Raw genomic sequence first — 22,019 nt, 5'->3', positions numbered from 1 at the left:
ACCGGGTTCATGGTGCTCCAAAGCAGCGAGACACCCGGATTGGGCGACCGGATCGGAAACGATCCCGAATTCCTGGCCAATTTCTTCAGCTCCGATACGAGCAAGGACACGATCTCGCTGGAATTGAACGCCGATGGCGGCAGCCTGGCTCACAACGTGGAATTCGCGAAGAACGGCGAAAAGAGCGACCCCTGGCAGGTCGAGGGCATATCCGGGGCAACGATATCGTCCAAAGCCGTGGTGCGCATGCTGAACAACAGCGCCCAGGAAGCCGTTCCCCTCATCCAAGCTCACCTGGACCAACTGCAGAAAGGCACTTCCTGATGGCACAGGGCAATCCGGCAACAACCATGGATGAATTCATGAAGGGCTTGTGGCGGGAGAATCCCGTATTCGTCATGCTCATCGGGATGTGCCCGACGATGGCGGTTTCAAACACTGTCATCAACTCCCTCGCCATGGGCGCGTGTGCGATATTCGTGCTGGTCATGTCGAGCGCGGTGGTCTCGCTCATTCGGAAGCTCGTCCCGAAAGAGGTCCGGATCGCGACCTTCATCGTCGTCATCGCGACGTTGGTTACCATCGTCGATTACGTGATGCAGTACATAAGCCTGCCCCTGTACCAAGCCCTGGGAGTGTTCATACCGCTCATCGTGGTCAACTGCATTATCCTGGCCCGCGCCGAAGTCTTCGCCTCCCGAAACAATGTCTGGTTGTCCTCCGTCGACGCGTTGGGCATGGGCGTGGGGTTCACCTTCGCCTTGTTGTGTCTGGGTACGGTTCGCGAGATCATCGGCAAAGGCGCCATTCTCGGCATCCCGTTGTTCGGGCCCAATTTCGAGCCGTGGAGCGTGATGGTATTGCCGCCCGGCGGCTTCTTCACGTTGGGCTCATGGCTCCTGTTCTTCAACTGGCTGCGCGAACGGCGCGCTCGGAAGCTCAAGAAAGCGGAATAAGAGGTTGCCATGGACCAAAGCGTGTGGGAAATCTTGTTTAACGCGGCGATCGTCAACAACTTCGTGTTGAGCATGTTCCTGGGGATCTGTCCGTTCCTGGGGGTTTCGGGGAAGATTGACACCGGCCTCCGCATGGGATTGGCGGTTATCTTCGTGATGCTGGTCAGTTCGTCGTGCGCCTACGGGATCAACGTTCTGCTGCTTCGGTTTCATGCCGAGTACCTTCGCCTGATCTGCTACATCGCCGTAATCGCCTCGGCGGTCCAGCTGGTCGAGATGTTCATCAAGAAGTTCAGTCCGGCCCTGTTTCGCGCCCTGGGCATCTTTCTTCCGCTGATCACCACCAACTGCGCGATCCTGGCCGTGGCGCTGTTCCAGACCATGCGCGAGTACAGTTTCGCGCAGGCCTTCGCGTTCTCGTTCGGCGGGGGCGTCGGCTTCACGCTGTCACTGATCATCATGTCGGGCCTGCGCGAACAGCTTGACCTTGCCGACGTTCCCAGTGTGGTAAGAGGCGCGGCCCTTGGTCTCTTGCTCGCGGGCATCCTGTCGCTGGCTTTCATGGGTTTTGCCGGCATCGGAGGATAACGTGTTTCTCGAAGCGACCATCGCTTCGCTCGTGTTGGCCGCCGTGGTCATCGGATGGGTCTTGATCCAGCGGTGGGCAGCCACCACGACCTACCCCGAAGAGTGCAACATCCCGCGTTCCGAATGTCCGCACTGCATCTCGCGGGACTCGTGCACGTTGCATGCAAATGACGACGTGGCAGACGAACACAAGGACGGCAGCCGTCAAGAACCCTGATGGAGGCCTTATCATGCCCGCCGTCTTTCGAAATCTCCCCGTGTTGCTGACCTTCTTTGCTGCCTGTGCGCTGTACGCGGAGGAGCCCTCAACTCCGGCAAGAGTCCCGCCGCGCAATCCTGTGCCATACGCGGATGTTCAATGGGATTCCGTTCGGCGGGTAGCCAGTACATCGCATGCCCATATCGGCACACAGGCGACCCTGGACCGCGCCTATGAAGATGGGCTTCGCTTCTTCACGATCTCGAACTACTATCCCAGCGCTCCGTGGTGGCCCTTGGCGGATATTCGGACAAATCAGTTCCGGGCTGGCCAGGAGCATGGCGTCATGGTGCGGGGAGAATTCAAGAACGGCCCGTTCGATTGGAACGCGGTCCTGCAAGATCCTGAAACGGGCTGGGCAGGAGGGCTTCCGGATGATTTACGCAGCCAAATCCCGTTTGTGGTGGGCGGGCAGGTTTTCACCAATATCCCGGGTGACATTCTTGAGGCCCCGAATGCGGAGCATCACAGTTTTACGGATACGCAACTGCATCTCTGCGCGCCCGGGTCGGCATTTCGCAGCGGCAACTTCGATGCGCGGAACAGGTTCAAGCTTGTCGACCACGGGTATGCCATGGGTGTCGCCCGGCCGTGGAAGGAAGCGTTCGCCCTGATTCTGGGCGGGCTAATCGTTCCCGATGGCGGCGGCGTCACGATTAATCATCCCGTTTGGTCGAAATTATCACGTGAAGACGTCATTGAGATGCTCGATTTTGACCCGCGTGTACTGGGTATTGAGGTGTTCAATCACACGTGTGCGCTGCAGCAGGAATCGAAGAGCTGTGCGGAAGATGAAACCTTTTGGAATGCCGTTCTCGCGACGGGACGGCAGTGTTTTGGATTCTTCGTGCCGGACCACGGCATTAACGCGTCCGACGGCGACTGGCAGGGCCGCAACATCCTGCTCGTCGATGCCTTCACGGTAGAAGACTGTCTTCGCGCATACCGTAAAGGACACTTCTACGGAGCCCTTCTCGGCTCGGGATTGGCGTTTACGAAAATCGCCGCGGAACCGGACCGGGTGACTGTCGAGACAAATGGCGCCAACCGAATCAATTTCATCACGGAAACAGGCGTGGCCCTTGAAGTGGAGCAGCCTTCAGCGGTGTTTCGCGTTCCTCAGACCGCTGACGGCCAGCCGGGCGTGGCTTTTGTGCGCGTCAAAGCGTACGACGCCCAGGGCGAGACGCTGTTCTCACAACCCATGGTATACGCGCCAAAACCAGAATAGCTACTGCAGCGCCGGTCCCTCGATCCGCTCGCCGCGGAGCTGGCGTTGCTGATCCTCCGGGTCGAACGTTCCGTAGAACAGGGCGTTGGCGTCCATCCACGTGACGAGACGGTCCATCTCTTCACCGTCCAGCTTCACCTCGTGATGGCCCTTGAGAATCATGTTCATCAACTGACTGCCCCGCGCGCCGAACCGGCAGGGTTGCGTGAGAGGTTCTCCATTTTCCTCCAAACCCGCCCACGACGAAAACGGTATGCGTTTGGCAAGGATGTTATACGACTTGCTGTAGAGCCCGTCGGGCTCGCCAGTCAGGACGATGGGCTGCCCTTCGGGGCCTGCTGGCTTTTCTCCGCCGTGGCAAGCCACGCAGTGTTTGTCGAGGACTGGCTGAACAAGCAGCGGGTAACTCAGTGGATTCGAGCCATCGGGTCCCGGCTGGATCTGAGACGGGGGCCGGCGCATCGCGAGGCGCTTCGAGACCTCGGCCGGAGCCGTCAGCCGGTTCTCGTGGCACCCGGCGCACGATGCCTTTTCCCCTGGCTGAAGATAGGTGATGCTCCGCATGATCTGCACGGCGCGGCCCATCTCGTCAAGGGCCTGGAACGCCAGGGGGATGCCCGCCGGCGCGCGAAAATACGCGGACCCATCCGCTTCCACTGGCACAGTGCCCAGGACTTGCTTTCCCGGCGAGGCATTGGCGAATCCCACGGCGGGCTGATTCGCGTGAGGCGTGGTCTTGGGCAGGACCTGGACGATGCGCAAGCGCGTGACGGCTCCCTCCGGAAGGCGCGGGTCGCCCGCGTACACGTCCTGAAGGAAGAACGTGCCTTCGTTGCCCAACTGCGCATCGCATGTGGACGGGATAACTGGAGGGCGAGACCGCGGCCGCAAGGGCACAGGCCATTGACTCGAGATGTTGAGGTCGCGGTAGATCAGTTCCTTGTTTCCGAAGGCATCGACGATATACAGGCCAAACATGTTGGGATTGTTGCCGGCGGGTTCGCCGATGAGCGGGTCGAAACTGTACGCGGCCAGGAAGTACCTCTCAGAAAGGGGGTAGGGGCTGCGGTAACAGTGGCCTGGCCAGCGGCGCGCCTCCTCGGGCGTCTCGTATTCTTTCGGACTCCCCGGAGCGTGCCAGTTAGTGGGAAGCACACGAGTTTCGCTTTCGGGGAACGGCGCATCGGGCGTGAGCCGTGTGATGGGTTCGAGACCATCTACTCCGCGTGTCGTATCAAGCAGAATGATGGAGCCGGCGGTCATGGCATGGTGCGCGGCGGCCGTGGCCATGACATATGGCGAATCAGGCACCTGCCACGCTTCCCACACGCCTACCGGGTTGAACGTGTTGTTGCCGTAATAAATGGCCGGGCCGGTACCGTCCGGGCGCACCGACCAGAGCTGCTGGTAGTGAACCGCGTTGCGGTCCACGTAGTCCCACCGGGTATAGATGACACGTCCATCGGCCAGGACCGCAGGATCCCACTCCTGAGTTTCGTGATACGAGACGGTGCGCGGGTTTGAGCCGTCCCCTTGGGCGAGAGCAAGGGTATACACGTGGCACGGACCCCGTCCGCACCGGTGGTACCCGCCGCGGCGGGTCGAGATGAACATCAGGTGGCCGTCCGGCAGCTCACGCGGCGAAAAATCGTCGTAGGGGCCCTCGGTGATCTGACGCAACCCCGTCCCGTCGGGGCGCACCTCGTACAGGTGATAGTAACGGTCGTAACACTGTTCGCGGATACTGTCGTAGGGGTCGAAAGGCACCTCACAATACGCGAAAAGGATGCGGCTGGCGTCATACACGATCTCGGGATGCATATAGCTCCCCAACGGCAACTGGCGCGACACCAATTCGCGGCAGTCCATCGACTTGCCCGGCGCATCCAACACGTACACGCCGCCGCCGCCCCGCGCGCACCGGCCGTAGTACTGCGTCAACTGGTGGCTGAAATACGAGGGCACGTGTTTCACGAACAGGAGGGGGCCGACATCGGCCAGAGGATTGGCGAAGACGATGCCGCGGCGAAGACGGTGCGCCTGGCGCCACAGCGTTTCCCACCGGCGATCGTCCTCGGGAGTCCCTGCGCTGGCAAGCGCCTCGAATTGGTGCTTCAGTTCCTGCCATTGCGCCGTCTCGGAGGCCAGCGACGCGCCCGCGCCGCTGAGGTCTTCGAGAAGGGCGCCGCCCCGTTGAAGCAGGCGCTCGATAGCCACAGCATAACCGGCAGCCTCGCGCTCGGCGCCTATCCCGTCCTGGAGACGCCAGTCCCATTCGACAAGCGCGGTCTCCATTCCCGGCCGAAGGGCAGGCAGAACACGCGGCGGGGCCGCTTGCTCGCGGGGCGGAGAAGGCATGACGCGCAACGGGTAGTCCGTACCGCCGAACGAAAGACGCACGTGCTCAACGCGCACCAGACTCTCCCCGGCCGTCCCGGCGAAATTCAGGGTAAGAAGGGATTCGTTCCCGGCCTGTGCGCCGACGGAAACATGCGCGGAAGCGCCGCCGTTGAGTTCGTGCTCGGCTCTACTCCCCCCCAGGGCCACAACAACGCGCGCGCCGCCCTCTCCCTCCGCCGAAATCTCCGCTTGCACACAAGCGCCCTGAGGAACATTGAAAACCGGTACGGCCAGCTCGGCGGCCTCGCCCTCGCGAACGCACGCGGCCAAACCGTCCTCGCCAAACGAGGCAAGTTGCGGGCCAGCAGTATCCGGGGCGAGTAATGAGAATCCGCACACGCCCGCACTGGGAGGCGGGGCACTCTGTCCCATGAGCGTCACGGCCGGCTCGCCGACGTCCGGCGTGTTCGGATCGAGCACAAAGCGGGCATTGAGCCAGTTGGCCACGTCGCAGCCGATACCGTCTCCGCCGTCAAGCGTGACCAGACGCAACACGCGCCCGCCCTTCACGTCCACTGAGATGGGCTGTGGCGGGGCATCGTCGCTGAGCGGCCCGACGGAGGCGCGCTTCTCGCCGTCCACGTACACCTCAAACACAACGCTGCCCCGCCCGCCGCCCTGGCGTTGGATGCCGGCTTCCGCCTCAAACCTGATGAAATCGCTCCGCAACACAATCTCAGTCGCGGCGGCAGCATGCGTGCCCAGCCCCTTCTCATACGTCTGCTCGCCCACTTTTAGCACCGATGGTTGGCGGCCATCCGGCGGTTTTGTCGCGGTGTTGAGCCCAAGGGCGCCCCAAGCTTGCGCATGGTCCGGCTCCAGCTCGCTCCAGATGTCGCTCACGTAGACGACTTCCGTTCCGGCCGGCTGTGGAGAAACATCCGCCCCTGGCGCGGCCCCCGAAGCGGCCGGCACAAGGACCGCGAGCAAGACGTAACGAATGCAAGTGGTGTAATGCATATACCGGTCTCCATTGCCTCCGGACTTCAGGCAGTGAACGCTCTTAGCGAGAAGAAAGTGTCACACTGCAGAGTATCGTGGGAAATGTTGTTCGAATCAACTCGAGCCGCGCCGGGCGGACTGTATGAAGCGACTACACTCGGCCACTCCAACACACAACAGCGCGGCCCCTTCCCTTCGGAAAAGGACCGCGTCCGCCGTAGCAAACTCGTGTGACCCGCGCCTATGCGGCGACGTTGATATTGAGATAATCCAACGCGCCCTGAGGATCGGGCGAATAGGCGTCCGCCCCGATCTTGTTGGCGAATTCCTGTGTGAGCGGCGCGCCGCCAACGACGACCGTGGTACCCGGCACCTGGTCCTTTACGAGTTTCACGGTCTTTTCCATGTTGACCATTGTCGTGGTGAGCAAGGCGCTGAGCCCCACGGCCGCGCCCGGATTCTCCTTGACGGCCGCCAGGAACTTCTCGGGAGACACATCCACGCCGAGATCGACCACCTTCCAGCCGCCCCCCTCCATGACCATGCAGACCAGGTTCTTGCCGATGTCGTGCAGGTCGCCCTGGACCGTACCGATTACAAAGGTGCCCTTGGTCTTGACTTGACCGGAATCCAGGAACGGTTTCAGGTGGGCCATCGCGGCACTCATTGCCTTGGCAGCCATGAGCACGTCCGGCACGAACACCTGATTTGCGCTGAATTTCTTGCCGATGTTGCCCATGCCTACAATCAGGGCTTTCTCAAGCACATCGTTCGGCGAAATGCCTTGTTCAAGGGCTTTCTTCGCCAACTCGTCCGCGCCGTCCTTGCCCTTCATGTCGGGTGGATACGGCGAGGCCTGATTGACTTTGCCGCGCTCGACGCAAACAGCCAGTTGTTGCAACAGTTCCTCGGACATTTCCGTCTCCTCTTTGCGAATCCGACTTCGCCTTAACTGCCGTTGTAGGAGCCCAGCTCCAAACCCTTCCGGGTGAAATACCGATAACTGTCGTACTCCACCTGATCCGGGATCGAGTGATCCGAATGGAGCACGTAGCCGTAGTTGGCTTTTACCACGGGGATCTTCGCGCGCAATTCCGCATCGATCCGGGACGTGTCGTTCGCGTAGAGAACGCGAACATCCATCCCCCCCATGAAGGATAACCGATCGCCGAAATCCCTGTAAAGCTTGACAAGGTCCATGCCCGCCTTGACTTCAATGACTTGCAGGCAATCGATGCCCGCTTCGATCATTCCCGGCACCAGCGGCTCGACATATCCGCAGGAGTGCATGATGACCGGCACGCCCCGGCTCTTGATGAAATCAATGGTCTTCTTATGCCCGGGCTGAATGATTTCGCGGTACATGTCCGCCGACATAAATGGCCGTCCCTTGAACCCCATGTCCTCGTAAAACCAGACGCCATCGGGCCAGCCCTCCGCACCGAAGAGTATTTCCATCATGGCGATGACCAGGTCCGCGAACGTCCCGACCATGTCTTTCACCCAGTCGGGGTCTACCGCCATGCCCATGAGCATGTATTGATGTCCGCACACGGGATGCATGAGTTCGAACACATTGGTACCGCCCCAGCAGAAGAAGCGTTGTTTCTCAGCGGCGTGGCGTTTGGCCTCGCGATACGCGGTAAAATCGGTGCGCCGCACGTCCGGTTTCAACAACGGTTTGATATGTGCCTCCCAGCCGGTACGATCTTTAACCAGAAAATCGACGTGTTCGGGAGTGGCGTCGTGGTGTTTGTGGCGGCGCAACAGCGCCCCGTTGCCGTCGCGCGTGAGAATCGTGTCCTGGGTCTCCTCCACCACAACAGGCTCGAAATCCAAGTCAGCGGTCATATTGAACCAGCCGCCGGTTTCAATGTCGAAATCAAAATGGTCGGCGAGGGATTCGCCCTCCTTCAAATGGCCTTCGCGGGTCCACTTCTTCTGTGTATCTCCCCAGAAATGCTCGAAAAGGCCGATGCGGTCCACCGGTTTCCGCCGGAGGATATTGGCGATACGTTCAGCGCCCGTCAATGTCATGGGGATTGGTCTCCGAAGGCTCGCGAATTCCCGGGTGTCATAACACAAAAACACGCCTGAAAGCAACGAAAAACGGGCACCCAGACCGCCGGATAACACAACAATTGGAGAAACTCACACAGAGGCACAAAGGACGCGGAAGAAATGGAGCCCGCGGCGAAGCGAAATTCCCTCAACGTCTCCGTCTATGATGCGGGAAATGCCGTCCCTCATCAACGCCTCGCCGAAGTTGAGTAGATAGCCGAGTCTGATACCCGTCAACCGCAGATAGGTCAACACATGCTTATGGCGCGCCTTCGTGACCTTCTCCACGGATTTGAGTTCCACAAGAACGGTTATCCTCCACGACGAGGTTTGCACGAAACCCTTCGTCGAACCGGAGCCCGCGAAGCTCGATGGGGATGGGAACGCGACGTGCCACGCGCAGACCCCGGGCTTCCAAATCGCATGCAAGCACCGCTTCGTACACTGTTTCCAACAGCCCGGGACCCGTCTCTTGATGAAGCGCCACCACGCAATCCACAATGATGCTTCCCATCTTATTCTGTTTCGGCCGATTCGATCTTCGTGTTCCCTGTGTCTCCGTGTGAGTTCGTTCTTGTTGTTATGGAGACAATAAGATCCCTCCAGCAAGGACTTTCCTATCTGGCGATTGGGGCGGGCGCGATCTCGGGAGTCTTTTCATGGGCCTGGGCCATACGCTTCAACAGACGCCCCTTCATTTCTTCGCGCACACCGGCGAAAGCAGGCTCGCGAACCAGATTGGTGCACTCATGAGAGTCCGCCTCGAGATCGTAGAGGAAATCCTCCGCGTACAGGTCCGATGACCCGCCGGTCTGGTTGTCATACTTGCCCGGCGCCCGCACCGCGTACTTCCAGCGGTTTGTACGGATGGCCCGGCCGGTCTGGCTCTCGCTGATCTGAACAAATACGTCGTCCTGCCAGTCCCTGGCAGTTCCCGCTACCAGCGGCTGGAGCGCATGCCCCTGCATCTGAGCGGGCGGTTCGGCGCCCCCGGCCGTTACAACCGTGGGCGGCACATCGATGAGGCTGACGAGCTCCCGCACGCGTTTGCCGCCCATGAACCCCGGGCCGCACATAATCATCGGCACATGTATCGAACTTTCGTGGCACGACCTCTTGTACTCGCTGTTCCTGGTACGAAAATGACACGCGTGGTCGCTCGTGTAGATGACGAGCGTGTTCCCGGCGACGCCCAGGGCCTGCAGTTCGCCGCGCAACCGGCCCACCGCGCCGTCGAGACTCCCGCAGCACCCCAGGTAATCGGGAAGCTCCTCTTTCCAGTCGCCATCGACTCCCTCGAGGTCGCCCGGAACGGGGTACTCCCTGTATTTCTCCTTCGACCCCGCAGGCCCCTCGAAATGCTTGTGGTCGTTCTGATGGTGCGGCTCGATATACGAGAGAAATAGAAAGAAGGGTTTGTCTCTCTTCCGGCTCCGCAGGTAGTCGACCGCGAAATCCGTCACCGCGTCGACCCGGTAGCGGTTCTTCGGAAACTCAACACTCTTCCCGTCTCGGTCAAACATGTGCCCATCGTAGCTGTGCGAGGTGTACTCGAGCACATCCGAGGCCAGCCAGTAGTCCTCGTATCCCCCCCGATACTCGGGCGGAACGGGCTTGTCGTGATGGACGGTTTTCGGCGGAGTGGACGCAAGATGCCACTTGCCAATGTATCCGGCCTCGTAACCCGCCGGACGCAGCAGCCGGGGCAAGGTCACGGCATCCAGAGGCAGCGCAATGCCGTTGCGCCAGCACCCTGTCTCGGTGGCAAATAGCCCCGTTTGCAGACACGCCCGCGTGGGTCCGCATACCGGCTGGCACGAAAAAGCATTCTCGAACAGCACGCCCTCGGCCGCCATCGCGTCCAGGTTCGGCGAAAGGTCTAGTGCGCGACCCATATTGTCGCCGTACGCCGACACGGTATCCCAGCGCTGCTGATCAGTGAAAATGAACAGGATATTGGGCTGTCCGCCGGTTTCTGCGGTGCCCTCATGCACGGCGGCCGTTTGAGCCTCGACACGCCGCGCGCCCACGCATCCTGCCGCCGCGGCCGCGAGCCCAACGCTCTGAATGAATGCGCGCCGAGATTCTACATGCTTCCGAATGTCGTGTTTCATCGCTCTTCCCTGTCCGGCTTTCAGTGCTGTAACCCGGACGCTCCCGGCCCGGCCCGCGAGTTTCTTCCGGCCCCACTGCGCATATTTGCGCTAAAGACGTCAGGCCGTACGATGCGCGCACACCATGTCCCGGACAGCGTCCCGGCTGAATGCGCATGTTCAAGGTGTCTCCAGAGTACCGGCCGGCAAGGGTTTGTTCAAGAAAGCCTCTGCTGCCTTGATCTCGACAGGGTCAAACGCGTATAAAGAGATTCTCTTCCTCCACAAGACTGCAATTATCAATAGGATAGAGGCGCGTCATGAGAGAAACACAGTTGATCGTAGGTCTTCCGGCCGGGTCTTTGGCAGACCCCAGCCGCGGCGGGAGTCTCGTCGAGTTGCTCAAACGTGCGGGATTTCCAACCCGCGGATACGATAGGGGCGGACCAAGCACCTTCCCACTGACCGTCTTTCTCGTGGGATGGGACGGCCGGCCCCAGGAGTTCGGCTCCCAGCTCGCCGTGGGCGAAATAGACATCGCCATCGGCGGCGACGACTGGGTCCGCGAGCGCACGCTGGAACTTAAGTACGAATACGGCCAGGACATAGCGCTGAAAAAGGTGCTGTCGCTTGAGCGTGGAAAAGTGCGCATCGTTATCATCAGCACCGAAGAAAACGCCGGCCGGGGCGACGTGTGGCTGAAAAACCTCTTGTCAACCAAACCGGTGGTCACCATGGTCTCGGAGATGCCGTATCTGGCGCTCGAATGGTTCCAGAACAAGGCGAACGCTCTGGGGTTCGGGGAATCGCACAAAGACTTCTCCGTCCAGAAATTCAAGACCCCGCCGCGCATCAAGAGCGGCATCGTCATTTACGAAACCTGGGGCAAAACGGAGGCCAAGGTCAAGAACAAGTCCGTGGATTTCGGCCTTGAGACCACGCAGACGGGCGGCGCCATCCAAAGCTACGGCCTGTGCATCCTCGATGAGATCATGACTTCGGAGGCGGGCATCTGGGCCAGTCCGGCTTTGCGCGGCGCTCCTGCGAAATACGACATCGCCCGCATGTTCCTTCTCAACCTGTACGGGTCCATTTACGCCGAAGACAAGGTCCTGCTCACGTTCAATACCAGGAAGCAAGACTCGGACAAGATTCTCGGGTACCTTCGCGAGAATCACCTGTTCGGCGAAGAGCCCACGGTTAACGAAGGGGTGAACTACACCGAATACAGCATCGAGATGAAGACTGACAGCCTCGACCTGCCCCTTCCCAAGGTGCGCTACGAGCTGGCCAAGCTCGGCGCCACCAGTATCGAGACCATCCCGCTGGAGTCGTCCATCCCGGGCTTAAGCGCCATTGATTTTTGACTGACGGCGGCGCGACGCGGGCGCAAGCGGGTAACAATGGCGCGAAAGGTGTATGGCCGCCGTCTTCTACAAGGTCACCCAGTACCTCGAGACCTGGTAGCCTCCCCGGGGCGACACAACGTAATTCTCCAACACCCCGCCGTTCTTCTCGATGATGCGGGCCGAACCGGTATTGTTGGTATCGCACGTGATGAGAAGGCGCTTGAAACGCCCGGTTTTGCGAGCTTCCTCAACCGTGAGGGCGCACAATCGGGTGCCGTAACCTTTGCGCCGCTCCGAAGGCCGGATAGTGTAGCCAATGTGGCCTCCTTCGATACGAAGCTGCCGGGTCAGCCGGTGGCGTAAACGGCTCATCCCGAGAAACCGCATCTCGGGACTCACCAGCCAGAATGTGTCCGCCGGAACCATCGAAACGGGCATGTGCTTCCCGCTAACCAGAGCCTCGAGCTGCCCCACGTATGCGTCGAACGGCGACGTCCAATAGACCGGAAACCCCGGGTCAAGTTCTTCCTCCACGTTGCGATATTCCCACGCGGCTTCGAGAAAAGCCGTTTCCAACGCAACCGTAGGCCGTATCAGCGCCGCGTGGCCGGCAATATCGTCTTCAACCTTCATTTTATTCTGTCCCTACTACCAAGACATTCCCGGAAGCCTCTGCCAAACTGGGCAAACCCATCCAACACCGGCGACAGGGAAAACCCGCAGCAATTCCATTCTCCGCTGCAATCCCGCACGGATCAAGGCAGCGCACCAGCGGCAACATGAGACCCGGGCGGCGCATCTCTCGAATCCCGAAGGCGGATCCAACACCGTTTGCGGGCCCGGCAAATGTGCAAGCTGCGGTGCTGCTACTCCCGAAACGCAAACGCGAACAGCTCCGCGTCGCGCATCGTGAACCGCACCACAACTGGTTTGCCTTGGAGAGACGACACATCGCCACTGCCGCCCCAGACAACGGCATGACGGAGGTTGTCGCCCTGTACCTCGTCAGACGCTTCGAAACCAGGATACGGCTTCCCCGAGGCATCGCACAGCGCCACCTTCAGAGACCCCGATACCCGTGCGTTGACCTCCATGCGCCCGCCCGCAAATACGACCGGAACCGTGGTCAGGCTCCCGCCTTCCGCCGGTGCATCGACGGACACGAACCGGTCCAGCTGCCAGATGGCCAGGCCGAGCGAGCCGGTGTACTGCGTTTTCCGCCCCGTGCCTTCCGCGCGGTACAGGCACGGCGTGCCGTGGGTGTAGTTCGAACCCCCGTAATACAACCAGACCTCATCCCCCACCCGAAGGGCGCGCGACTGGGTTCCAAAGAAGCCGCAGTCCCACTCGCCCGTCTTGCCCCGTGGGACGCAAGGCTGGCGGAACGGGCGTTCCCAATTGACAAGGTCGCGCGAAGAAGCCAACTGCAATTCGCCGGGGCCTTCCTGGTTGCCGTAGCGCGCATTATTGCTGACCGTAAACATCCAGACGAAGGCAAGTGTGCACGACTCCGCCGGATACGCCCCGATGCCGTAGAACTCGGTCCGGATAAGCGCCGGCTCATCCGGCACGTCCAGGACCGGCCGCACCTCCTCGATGCGCGCCAGGCAGCCCGCGTCGTCCCGGAGGTCCGGCGTGAAGACCAGTTGCGGCTCCGACCACGTCACGAAATCGGCACTCGTCGTCAGCCAGAACACGCGCCGGTCAAATCCCCGCACATTGTGGGCAATCTTCGGGAAGGCGACATATTGCCCGCGGCCTTCGTCGAAGTACCCGGTGATAACGTCCGCGCCCGGTGCAATGGGCGTCTCGCTGAACGGGTTCCAATGGATACCGTCCGGCGAGATCCACGTATGATACCCATAGCCCCGGCCCTTGGCGCCGTAATCGTAACCGATCATCTTGTACCGGCGTGCCGGGTCGGGGTCTTTGACGTCCTTGATGACCGACGGCAACAAAATGCCATCGGCAATGACGTTGTGCTGAGCATGTTTTGGCGACTTGACTTCGCCGATGAGCGGTTTATCCCAGTGCACCCCATCCTGGCTTGTCGCGTAATACATGCCCAAGGCGGGAAAACCCTCCTCCTCCTCGGCGTAGTACCACATCTTGAAGAGCTTTTCCTGCTCGTCATAGATCACGTTCCCGAAAATCTCGACCCTCCAGCCTTCCCACGGCTGATCGGCTTTCAAGATCGGATTCTCGGGGTGCTCGCGTGCCGGGTGTAACGTGAACGCCACGTTATCCGAGTCATCCACCAGCACCGTGTCTACAAACAACTGCGAGCGGCTCCCCACGTCAAACGGCGACACCGCACCCCACACCGGCAGGGAAAGCACGAGCAGGCCTCCCGCAAACATGACCACCAGACGGGCTATCATTGTTGAACCCTTTCCATCCGTAGCGATTGCCTTTTCAGGACCGTTGAGCCGTAAATATAACAAAAGTCACTTCCCCCTTGGCAAAGAAGCCGTTGTATGGTATCCTAATGCCGGTAACAGCGTGGGTTTCGGAGTTCGTGGATAGTAGACCAAGTCGAGCAAGATTTCATATCCCTCCGCGTGTTGGCGATTTCCGACTGCATGCATCAGGGCTGATCTGCCTTCTGTCTCTGCTACGACCATCCGGACAAGTCTCAATGTAAGAAAGGAAGCCTTGATGAACATCTATGTGGGAAATCTGTCGTACACGACAACCGATGACCAACTGCGCCAGGCCTTCGAGCCGTATGGCACCGTGAGCGCGGCACGGGTGGTTTTCGACCGCGTCGAAAACCGCTCCCGCGGATTCGGGTTCGTCGAGATGCCGAATGGCAGCGAAGCCAAAGCCGCCATCGAAGCCATGAACGGCGCCGATATGCAGGGACGCGCCCTGAAAGTCAACGAAGCGCGTCCGAAAGAAGACCGCCGTTCCCGCTACTAAGCATCTATTCCGCCATCGCAAGCATTGAGGCCGGGTTCCCGGAAATGAGGGGGTCCGGTTTTGTTTTTTGCGGGGAAGAATTCGCGCCTGAGTGACCGCCAAAACGGACCACCCGGCCCCTTGTGTCGGCGGCGTCAATTTCGCGGCCGGGTTGACAAAACCGGTCTGATTCGCCCATAACACTGCATTCACCGGCGCGCTACCGGGACCATCGCAACAAGATGAGGCCGTGATCACATGTCCGTTAAGTGGATCATCACCGATTTGGACGGGTGCGTCAGCCCCGAGGAGTCCATCCCATGGGATCTGGACCTGTTCTTCGAATTTGCGCGGCTGTCACGGGCCGCGTCAGCAGGCGAGAGCAGTCTGGCGCCCCTGACCCTCTGCACAGGGCGTCCCCAGCCCTACGCAGAGGTGTTGATGAAACTCCTTGATATCCGCGCACCGGTGATTTGCGAGAACGGGGCGGTATTGTATTCGCTTCACGACAACTGGGCGCGGGTCGGTCCCGGCGTGACGCCCGAGAAAATCCAGGGTCTGCGCGCCGTCCGCAATTTCATCGAAACCGAACTCTTGCGGTCACATCCCGAAGCAGTAATGCAATTCGGCAAGGAAGCCCAGCTGTCGGTGTTTTCGAAGGAGCCCGCAATCCTGCGCGAGATGCAGCCGCGTGTCGAGCAATTTGCGCGCAAGCATGGCCCCGACCTGATCATTAACTGTTCCCACTATTACCTGAACATTTCGCTGGCGGGCGTCGACAAAGGAAGCACGTTGCGGGCCCTTCTCGAAGAGCTGGGCGTGAGCCGGGGCGAGGTCGCCGGGGTTGGCGACACCGTGGGCGATCTGCCCCTCCGCGAAGCGGTAGGCTTCTTCGCATGTCCCGCGAACGCACATGCGGAAATCAAGGCCGTTGCGGACTACGTTTCCCCCGAGCCGACCATTGCGGGTCTGCTTGATATTCTCGCGCTGCCGCAGATGCAGCGCGTCTGAGAACCACATGGAGGGTGACGAAATGCGGATAAGCGCGATGCTTGCCTTGTGTGTCGTGGCCTTTACTGCCTTCGCAGGGGCGGACTCCGCCAAACCCGTCCTCCCCCCGCCCCGTCACGGCGGGGTGTACGTAGTCGCGCACCGCGGGGCGCATGAAGGCATTCCCGAAAACTCGCTGCCCGCCTACCAGAAAGCCATCGAGCTCGGCGTCGATTTCGTCGAGGTTGACGCACGGGAAACCAAAGACGGGCATTTCGTCAGCGTGCACAACAGCACTATCGATTCTTACGCCGAGGGAGCCAAAGGCCGCGTGGCCGATTTCAGCCTGGCCGAATTGAAGGCGTTCGACATCGGCGCGCGGGTGGGCCCCGATTGGGTGGGCACGCGCATCCCCACGCTCAACGAGATCCTCGCGCTGTGCAAAGGCAAAATGGGCATCTACATGGACTTCAAAGAGGGTTCCTGGGAAGCCCTGTTGAAGCTGGTCAAAGATTACGGCATGGAACGCCACGTGTTATGGTACGCGCCGCCGTGGAAGCTCGAGAAAATCCGCGAGGCCTGCCCTGAGTGTATCATTATGCCCGACCCGGGACCCGAAACGAACCTCCAGCAGGTTCTCGACGACCTTCGCCCGAGAATTGTTGCCTCGGTCTGGAAGCACCATTCGGAGACCTTCGTGAAGCGCTGTCACGAGGCGGGCGCCATCGTAATCGCCGATGAGAGTGACCCGTCCTGCTGGGAACAGGCTTTCGCGTGGAATACAGACGGCATCCAGACAGACCATCCGGAAAAGCTCGTAACGCTGTTGAAAGAGCGCGACAAACAGAAAGAGAACGCGCAGCCGGGAACAGGCGGTTCGGAACAATCCGGGCCGCGAGAAAAGTGATGCACATGTTGAAACCGGGGACATGTGCCAAGCGCCGTCCCCGGCGCGGCTGCGTGTCCCCGATTTGCGCCAGATACTATCCCCACCGGACGCCGTGCGCCCGCTCGGAAAGCCACTTGCATTGGTTGGCCAGGCGCTCCATCCACGACCGCGCCGAGTAACCCGCCACCACGCCGTTGGTCTGCAGCGCCTGATACGAAACCGTCGCTACGTGTTTCACGCCCACTGCGTAATACAGGGCCACTTGTTCATACGGCGAGATATTCCGGTGCTTCTGGTAATTGGTGAGCATGATATCGGTGCGCTTGGCCAGACGTTCGGGTTTCATGGTCGTGCGGACGCACAGGTTCGAGACGCCGTATGCCAGGTCTTCCAGAAAGCATCCGTCGCCCGCGAACTCCAGGTCCACGATTGCCTGCAGCCGTCCTTCCTTGAATATCAGATTGCCTCCGTGCCAGTCGCCGTGAATGAGCCCTGTTTCAAACCGGTTCCGCGCTTCGAAACTCAATTCCTGGGCGGCGTCGCGCAGAAACAGGGCGATTTGATTGCACTCCTCGGTAACTTTGTCTTCTTTGCCCGTGGCTTTGGCCATTTCGAAGAGCTGCGCGAACAGCGTTCGGGGCACCTCGCTGAACCGCCACATCCGGGCATCCCGTTCCGGTCGCGGAAAATCGCGGCATGCGTTGTGCATCTGCCCGAGGGCATGCGCCGATATAGCCAGCGTCTCGGAAGTCACCTCCATAGGTGTGCCATCGACGAACTCCTGCAGTTCCAACGCCCAATCGTCGCCTTCCACGATCTTCTTGCCATTCCGCGACGCCAGGATGCGCGCTACAGGCAGCCCGTTATCATCGAGATGTTGCGATAACCGGTGCTGAAAACGCAGGGCATCCAATACGTAAGGGTCCCGTTTGTATGTCTTGATCAGGAACTTGCCCGCGCCGGTCGTCACCATAAGCTTTCGATGGCGGCGCTGGTGCGCCAGCGGCACCGGCACAGGCAACTCAACGAAACCCACATCGTAGAATTCGCGAATCACCCGGGCCAGTGCTTCACGCCCCTGCACTTGCGGTTGCTGATTCTCTACCTGCTCGGATGCCGTCACGGATATGTTACCACCTTCTCGGACTCGACGTTCTTCAGAAGGTCCTCCTTCTTGAAGCATGTCTCCTTGAATCTCAACTGGCTGTACAATTCACGGCCCTGGTCCATGTAGTGCGGCGATTTCGGGTCGTTGCTATTCCCCCACGGCACCACGCTGAACGATTTGACGCCGTCCGGGTGCATGAACATGAGCATCATGGCCACCGAGCCATTTTGCGCCACGTACTTGCCCGGCATCTCGTCACTCTCGCGGAATGAAACATCGCGCAGGGTCTCGGTCTTGTTGCTCTTGTTGGGGCCGCCGCCAAAGTCCGCGCTGCCGCACCCCACGTAGATATCGCCCCGGCCCAGCACGTGAATATCGCCATAGGCAAGGTCGATCGTCCCATATTGTTGCTTCAATTCCGCCACGGTCTCCTTCAACAGGCTGGCGAGAGAAGCCAAATCCGCGGGCGACAGCTCCCTGCCCTCGGCAATGGCCTGCACGTCTACCGCACTCTCGCAACGAAGCCGCCAGAATTTCATGATCGGCGCGCCTTTGCTCTCGGCCCGGAAATTCCCGTCCCACGCCAGCATGGAATCAACCGCGGTCTTGTAATCCGGATCTGCCATGTATTCCTGGCCCGCAGCGTCCACCGCCGCCTTGAGTGCCTTCTGCCACGGCTCCGCCAGAAGATCGTAAACCTGCATCGCAATCGCGATCGCATCTTCCTCGGTGACCGAATCGTCCGCGCCAAGAAGTTGCAGTGCCCGTTTTCCGCGCGGATTCATCGAGTCCCAGGAAACATTGAAGATGTAATCCGGATACTTGTCCGGCGTCATCGGCGAGTGCGGAAACATTAACGCCGGACTTATGTTGCAGTTTTGCATATAGCCGCATGGGGGATTCTTCACCTGGACCAGGTCGGCAATGTCGGTAATGCCCAGCCATCTTGTGGCCGTGGTATTGCCCGGCACCGGCGCCGACCAGGTGTACCCGTCGGGACGGATGGGCGTACGGCCCGTCCGCACGTACTGAATGTTGCCCTGCGTGTCCCCGAAGATCAGATTCTGTTCCATGAACTCGTTCATGCCCAGCGCGGCGTAGAAATCCTCGCAACTCTGCGCCGTGCACATGTGATACATCTGGTCGAGCAATCCCTCGGAGGTCATATAGGGCGTCGCTCCCGCATACCCAACGCCGTTTTCCGGCTCGGTCACGTAAGGACCCCACTCCGTGTAAACGGCAGGCCGCTGGAAAGGCTCCGCGCCTTTCACGTCAAATTGGATCATCTGGAGCTCGGCCTGTTTCCATTCGCCGTCGAGTTCGTACTGGAGCGGGTTCTCCGGGTTGACTTTCAATTCATACACATCGGATGTGTCCGGTCCCCCGGTAGTGCATGCCCAGCCAACGTTGGCGTTATGGCCCAGTCCCAACATCGGAGCGCCCACAATGAAATGGCCATTTATATCGATCTCTTCGGCTTTGATCCGCGCTTCGTAAAACACTTGAATATCCCGCCACGTCAGGTGCGGGTCGGTGAGGATGATGGCGCACTTGTCCGCCGAGCGGCTCGGGGAAATAGCCCATCCGTTCGACCCGCGCCCGGGGTTCTGTTTGCGGTTACTCAAGTCGTCCTGAATGGTCCCTAACGGCCATTGCAGAATCATGGTGCGGCCTATGGCGATGCAGTGCCACGGTTCCAGTTCTAAAGCGTACTCGGGAACCCGTTCCGGATGCTCCGCGGCGTAAGCCTCAATGCCTGCCATATAGGCGTCGCAGATCATGCGAATGCGTTCCGGACCGTGTTCATACGCCCGCTGAGATACCTCCGGGTTCTGGAATACCCGCAGCATATAGTCAAGCTCGCTGTGCTCTTCTCCGAACGCTTCCGACATGCGGCCCAACGCCATGCGCGCATTTCTGAAAATGTCCTCTAGACGATCCTCGGACTGCGCATATCCGAACGCGTACATGGCGGCCTCCAGGGAATCCGAATAAATGTGTGGTACACCCCACTTTGTACGATAGATGGTCGCCTCGGACACGTTCGCTTCGGGAGCAGGCGCCGCTTCAGGCGCCGCGACTTCGGCCGGAGGCGTCGCGGTCTCCGGCAGGCGTTCCGGTGGAGCTTCAATGCCGGCTTGCTGCTTCTCGCCGCAGCCGGCCGCGATGAATATCGCGAGCATCAAGAACAGTCCGAGTCGGCATATCGTCACTTTCATGGGTGTCCTCTCCTCCCGTTGTCTCACTTTGCCGCCGATATTCCCCACGACCGGCGTCACACGGTGCCTTCAGCCCTTGCAGGCTCTGCTGAGGCATGCCCGCAGGTACTTGATATCCTCTTCCGCGGCGGCGTGGGGGTCACCCGCGCCGCAGTATTCCACACATACGTTGTCATCATACCCAAGCTCGACCAGCTTTTGAACGTACCGGTTCAGGTCGATGTGCCCGTCGGCCAGTTTCACGCTGTAACTGTACTGTCCGGCGTGAAGATAGCAGTTCTTGAAGTGAAAATAGCCTACGCGTCCGGCAAGTTTATCGAGGGCTTCGGGCTCGTGCTCGGCCGTGCTCGTGCTGAACATGTTGCCGGGATCGGGGTTCGCCATCACGTTGTCGCAGCCGATCTTGTCGAGCAGCCTCACCGTCGACGCAACAGTGTCGTGAATCGTATTCATATGAATCTCGAACACAATCCGCACACCGCGCTCGCCCGCGAAAGGTCCCAGGTGCCGGAAAGCATCCGCGGCACGCTCGTAATGGGCCTCTTTCGCCAGCGCCGAACCGTTCTGACCGTAATCCGTCGGGTGCACGCTCAACGAGCCCACGCCTCCGTTTATGAGATGCACGCCATACCGCGCGCACGTCTCGATCACCATCTCGACAGCCGCGACTGATTCTGCAACCACCTGTGGATTCTCGTTGATGAAATCACCGCCGAAATCCACGCACACGATCGGTACGCCGTAGGATTTCCCCACCTCTATGCAGCGGGGCAACTCCGCAGCGATGTTTTCCAGATTGAAATGGCACGGCTGCAATTCAATCCCGCCCCATCCGAATTGGCGGGCCGCCCGAAACGCTTCCTCGAGCGGATAGGTCCTGAACGTGTAACTGTGCATTACGATATTCACAATTCCTTCCCCTTGTCTCTACCCGCGCTATACGAACCCGCCGCCGGGCACATCTTGCTTGCGCGCCGCGGCGGCTTCGAGCGCCCGCTTCCAGTAGGCCACCGAAGCCTTCAGATCATGGAGCACGCGGTACTCCGCCGGCCAGCGCTCACGATGCGAGATCTCGAGCAAGAGCGTGCAATCCTCGATGCCTGCCGATGCCATGGTGCCGATGATCTCCTCCGGCACGATCTTGCCCTGCTCATTGAATTCCCGAGTGAACGGATAATGCCCCCCTTTGTCACGCACGCTCTGTTTGACATGAATGCACGCGATCTCCCCCGCAAAAGCGCGAATCCAGGCGTGCGGGTCCGTGTCTCGTGGCTCAGACGACTCGAGATCACCGTGGTCCACATCCAGACACAACCGCATGGGAACCGCGAAACCTTCCGTGCAGCGGTCAAGAATGCCGCGGGTTGCGGTTATCGTTTCTCCCACCTCGCGCGGAATCGACATCGGCTCGAACATCACGTAGTCAAGGCCACGCGAAGCCGCGTGTTCGGATAGCTCGCGCCACGCCGCAACGCCCCCCGCGATGCGCTCCTCACGCAGCTCAGGCTCCGCATTGTCGTGCACCGACATGATGCCGAAGTGGCTCCCCATCCCAGACGCGCCAAGAGCCGCCGAGATGTCGATGAACCGCTTCAGCCACCCCAGCCAGACGCGCCGCATCTCCAAGTCCGGGTGCAGCACATGGTTCACACGCGTAAACGCCGAGGTGAAAGCGGTTTCCACTCGAATACCCGAGCGGCCGCACAATTCCCGAATGCGCGCAACATCCCGCTCAATCAACGAATCCGGCAAAAAGGGGTTCAACAGGTCCGCCGTGAACTGAACCGTGTCCAGCCCAAGTTCCTGGGATACAACCGGAATCCAGTCTTCAGGACGCGGAAACCGGTTGATCGCGAAACCAGTGTTGATCCCGAGCGAAATATTCATGGTATTCGGTTTCCATCCCGCCTTTCCATTGCGACAAGGCATGTTTATGGTACCGATCGCGTGACGGTACGTCAAAATCCGCCCCGCGCCCTCCGCCCGGCGCGCCATTGCCTCGTAAAATCACGAGTGGTATCCTTGCGCCATGC

Annotated in this window: 19 protein-coding genes and 1 pseudogene; 9 read left to right on the top strand and 11 right to left on the bottom strand. The window is 60.1% G+C overall.

All coding sequences use genetic code 11. From position 1 onward, the window contains the following. The 5 genes from PLJ71_02045 to PLJ71_02025 form a co-directional block, all read left to right on the top strand. On the top strand, nt 1-324 hold a 324-nt coding region (locus PLJ71_02045), incomplete at its 5' end, for an FMN-binding protein (GenBank protein ID HQM47434.1). After that, entirely contained in the window at nt 324-956 is a 633-nt protein-coding gene (locus PLJ71_02040; GenBank protein ID HQM47433.1) for an electron transport complex subunit E, read from the top strand. The genes PLJ71_02045 and PLJ71_02040, both read left to right, overlap by 1 nt. A 9-nt stretch (nt 957-965) precedes the next feature. Continuing rightward, nucleotides 966-1,544: an Rnf-Nqr domain containing protein gene (locus tag PLJ71_02035; protein ID HQM47432.1), complete on the top strand. Its 579-nt coding sequence runs from the start codon at nt 966-968 to the stop codon at nt 1,542-1,544. Between the two features lies 1 nt (nt 1,545). Continuing rightward, nucleotides 1,546-1,761: a hypothetical protein gene (locus tag PLJ71_02030; GenBank protein ID HQM47431.1), complete on the top strand. Its 216-nt coding sequence runs from the start codon at nt 1,546-1,548 to the stop codon at nt 1,759-1,761. Between the two features lie 13 nt (nt 1,762-1,774). Continuing rightward, a complete protein-coding gene (locus PLJ71_02025) occupies nt 1,775-3,034 on the top strand; it encodes a hypothetical protein (GenBank protein HQM47430.1) in 1,260 nt (419 codons plus the stop codon). On the opposite strand, the gene PLJ71_02020 is transcribed toward PLJ71_02025, so the two are convergent. From PLJ71_02020 to PLJ71_02000, 5 genes and pseudogenes are all read right to left on the bottom strand, one after another. Further along, a complete protein-coding gene (locus PLJ71_02020; protein HQM47429.1) occupies nt 3,035-6,394 on the bottom strand; it encodes an NPCBM/NEW2 domain-containing protein in 3,360 nt (1,119 codons plus the stop codon). 223 nt (nt 6,395-6,617) lie between these two features. After that, nucleotides 6,618-7,292 (bottom strand): cobalamin-dependent protein, encoded by a 675-nt coding sequence (locus PLJ71_02015; GenBank protein ID HQM47428.1) that lies wholly within the window; start codon nt 7,290-7,292, stop codon nt 6,618-6,620. A gap of 32 nt (nt 7,293-7,324) precedes the next feature. Further along, nucleotides 7,325-8,413, bottom strand: coding sequence for a uroporphyrinogen decarboxylase family protein (locus PLJ71_02010; GenBank protein ID HQM47427.1), 1,089 nt, complete (start codon nt 8,411-8,413; stop codon nt 7,325-7,327). A 114-nt stretch (nt 8,414-8,527) separates the two neighbouring features. Beyond that, nucleotides 8,528-8,951 (bottom strand): annotated as a pseudogene (locus PLJ71_02005) (GxxExxY protein). A 103-nt stretch (nt 8,952-9,054) separates the two neighbouring features. Next, nucleotides 9,055-10,551 carry a sulfatase-like hydrolase/transferase gene (locus tag PLJ71_02000; protein ID HQM47426.1) on the bottom strand — a complete coding sequence of 499 codons (1,497 nt, stop codon included), beginning with the start codon at nt 10,549-10,551 and terminating at the stop codon, nt 9,055-9,057. A 299-nt stretch (nt 10,552-10,850) separates the two neighbouring features. Between PLJ71_02000 and PLJ71_01995 the strand changes: the two genes are divergently transcribed. Beyond that, nucleotides 10,851-11,897: a hypothetical protein gene (locus PLJ71_01995; protein HQM47425.1), complete on the top strand. Its 1,047-nt coding sequence runs from the start codon at nt 10,851-10,853 to the stop codon at nt 11,895-11,897. 66 nt (nt 11,898-11,963) lie between these two features. Here PLJ71_01995 and PLJ71_01990 read toward each other — a convergent pair whose 3' ends face one another. Both PLJ71_01990 and PLJ71_01985 read right to left on the bottom strand, forming a co-directional pair. After that, nucleotides 11,964-12,512, bottom strand: coding sequence for a GNAT family N-acetyltransferase (locus PLJ71_01990; GenBank protein HQM47424.1), 549 nt, complete (start codon nt 12,510-12,512; stop codon nt 11,964-11,966). A gap of 233 nt (nt 12,513-12,745) precedes the next feature. Continuing rightward, the gene (locus PLJ71_01985) at nt 12,746-14,260 is read right to left on the bottom strand and encodes a hypothetical protein (GenBank protein HQM47423.1); all 1,515 of its coding nucleotides are present in this window, start codon (nt 14,258-14,260) and stop codon (nt 12,746-12,748) included. Nucleotides 14,261-14,537: 277 nt separating this feature from the next. On the opposite strand from PLJ71_01985, the gene PLJ71_01980 reads away from it, so the two are divergent. The 3 genes from PLJ71_01980 (at nt 14,538) to PLJ71_01970 (ending at nt 16,677) form a co-directional block, all read left to right on the top strand. Beyond that, a complete protein-coding gene (locus PLJ71_01980) occupies nt 14,538-14,801 on the top strand; it encodes an RNA-binding protein (protein ID HQM47422.1) in 264 nt (87 codons plus the stop codon). Nucleotides 14,802-15,038: 237 nt separating this feature from the next. After that, the gene (locus tag PLJ71_01975) at nt 15,039-15,791 is read left to right on the top strand and encodes an HAD hydrolase family protein (protein ID HQM47421.1); all 753 of its coding nucleotides are present in this window, start codon (nt 15,039-15,041) and stop codon (nt 15,789-15,791) included. Between the two features lie 22 nt (nt 15,792-15,813). Continuing rightward, nucleotides 15,814-16,677 carry a glycerophosphodiester phosphodiesterase family protein gene (locus PLJ71_01970; protein HQM47420.1) on the top strand — a complete coding sequence of 288 codons (864 nt, stop codon included), beginning with the start codon at nt 15,814-15,816 and terminating at the stop codon, nt 16,675-16,677. A gap of 76 nt (nt 16,678-16,753) precedes the next feature. On the opposite strand, the gene PLJ71_01965 is transcribed toward PLJ71_01970, so the two are convergent. From PLJ71_01965 to PLJ71_01950, 4 genes are all read right to left on the bottom strand, one after another. Next, complete coding sequence (locus PLJ71_01965; GenBank protein ID HQM47419.1) at nt 16,754-17,782, bottom strand: phosphotransferase; 1,029 nt, start codon at nt 17,780-17,782, stop codon at nt 16,754-16,756. Further along, a complete protein-coding gene (locus PLJ71_01960; protein HQM47418.1) occupies nt 17,779-19,986 on the bottom strand; it encodes a penicillin acylase family protein in 2,208 nt (735 codons plus the stop codon). The genes PLJ71_01965 and PLJ71_01960 overlap by 4 nt, the downstream gene beginning before the upstream one ends. Before the next feature lie 69 nt (nt 19,987-20,055). Beyond that, nucleotides 20,056-20,895 (bottom strand): sugar phosphate isomerase/epimerase, encoded by an 840-nt coding sequence (locus PLJ71_01955; GenBank protein ID HQM47417.1) that lies wholly within the window; start codon nt 20,893-20,895, stop codon nt 20,056-20,058. A gap of 27 nt (nt 20,896-20,922) precedes the next feature. Beyond that, nucleotides 20,923-21,873: a TIM barrel protein gene (locus PLJ71_01950; protein ID HQM47416.1), complete on the bottom strand. Its 951-nt coding sequence runs from the start codon at nt 21,871-21,873 to the stop codon at nt 20,923-20,925. Nucleotides 21,874-22,019 lie beyond the last annotated feature (146 nt).

It is taken from the genome of Candidatus Hydrogenedentota bacterium, assembly GCA_035416745.1.
Classification (GTDB): domain Bacteria; phylum Hydrogenedentota; class Hydrogenedentia; order Hydrogenedentales; family SLHB01; genus UBA2224.
Note: the sequence above shows the minus strand (reverse complement) of the source record. Positions and strands in the feature narration are given on the sequence as shown.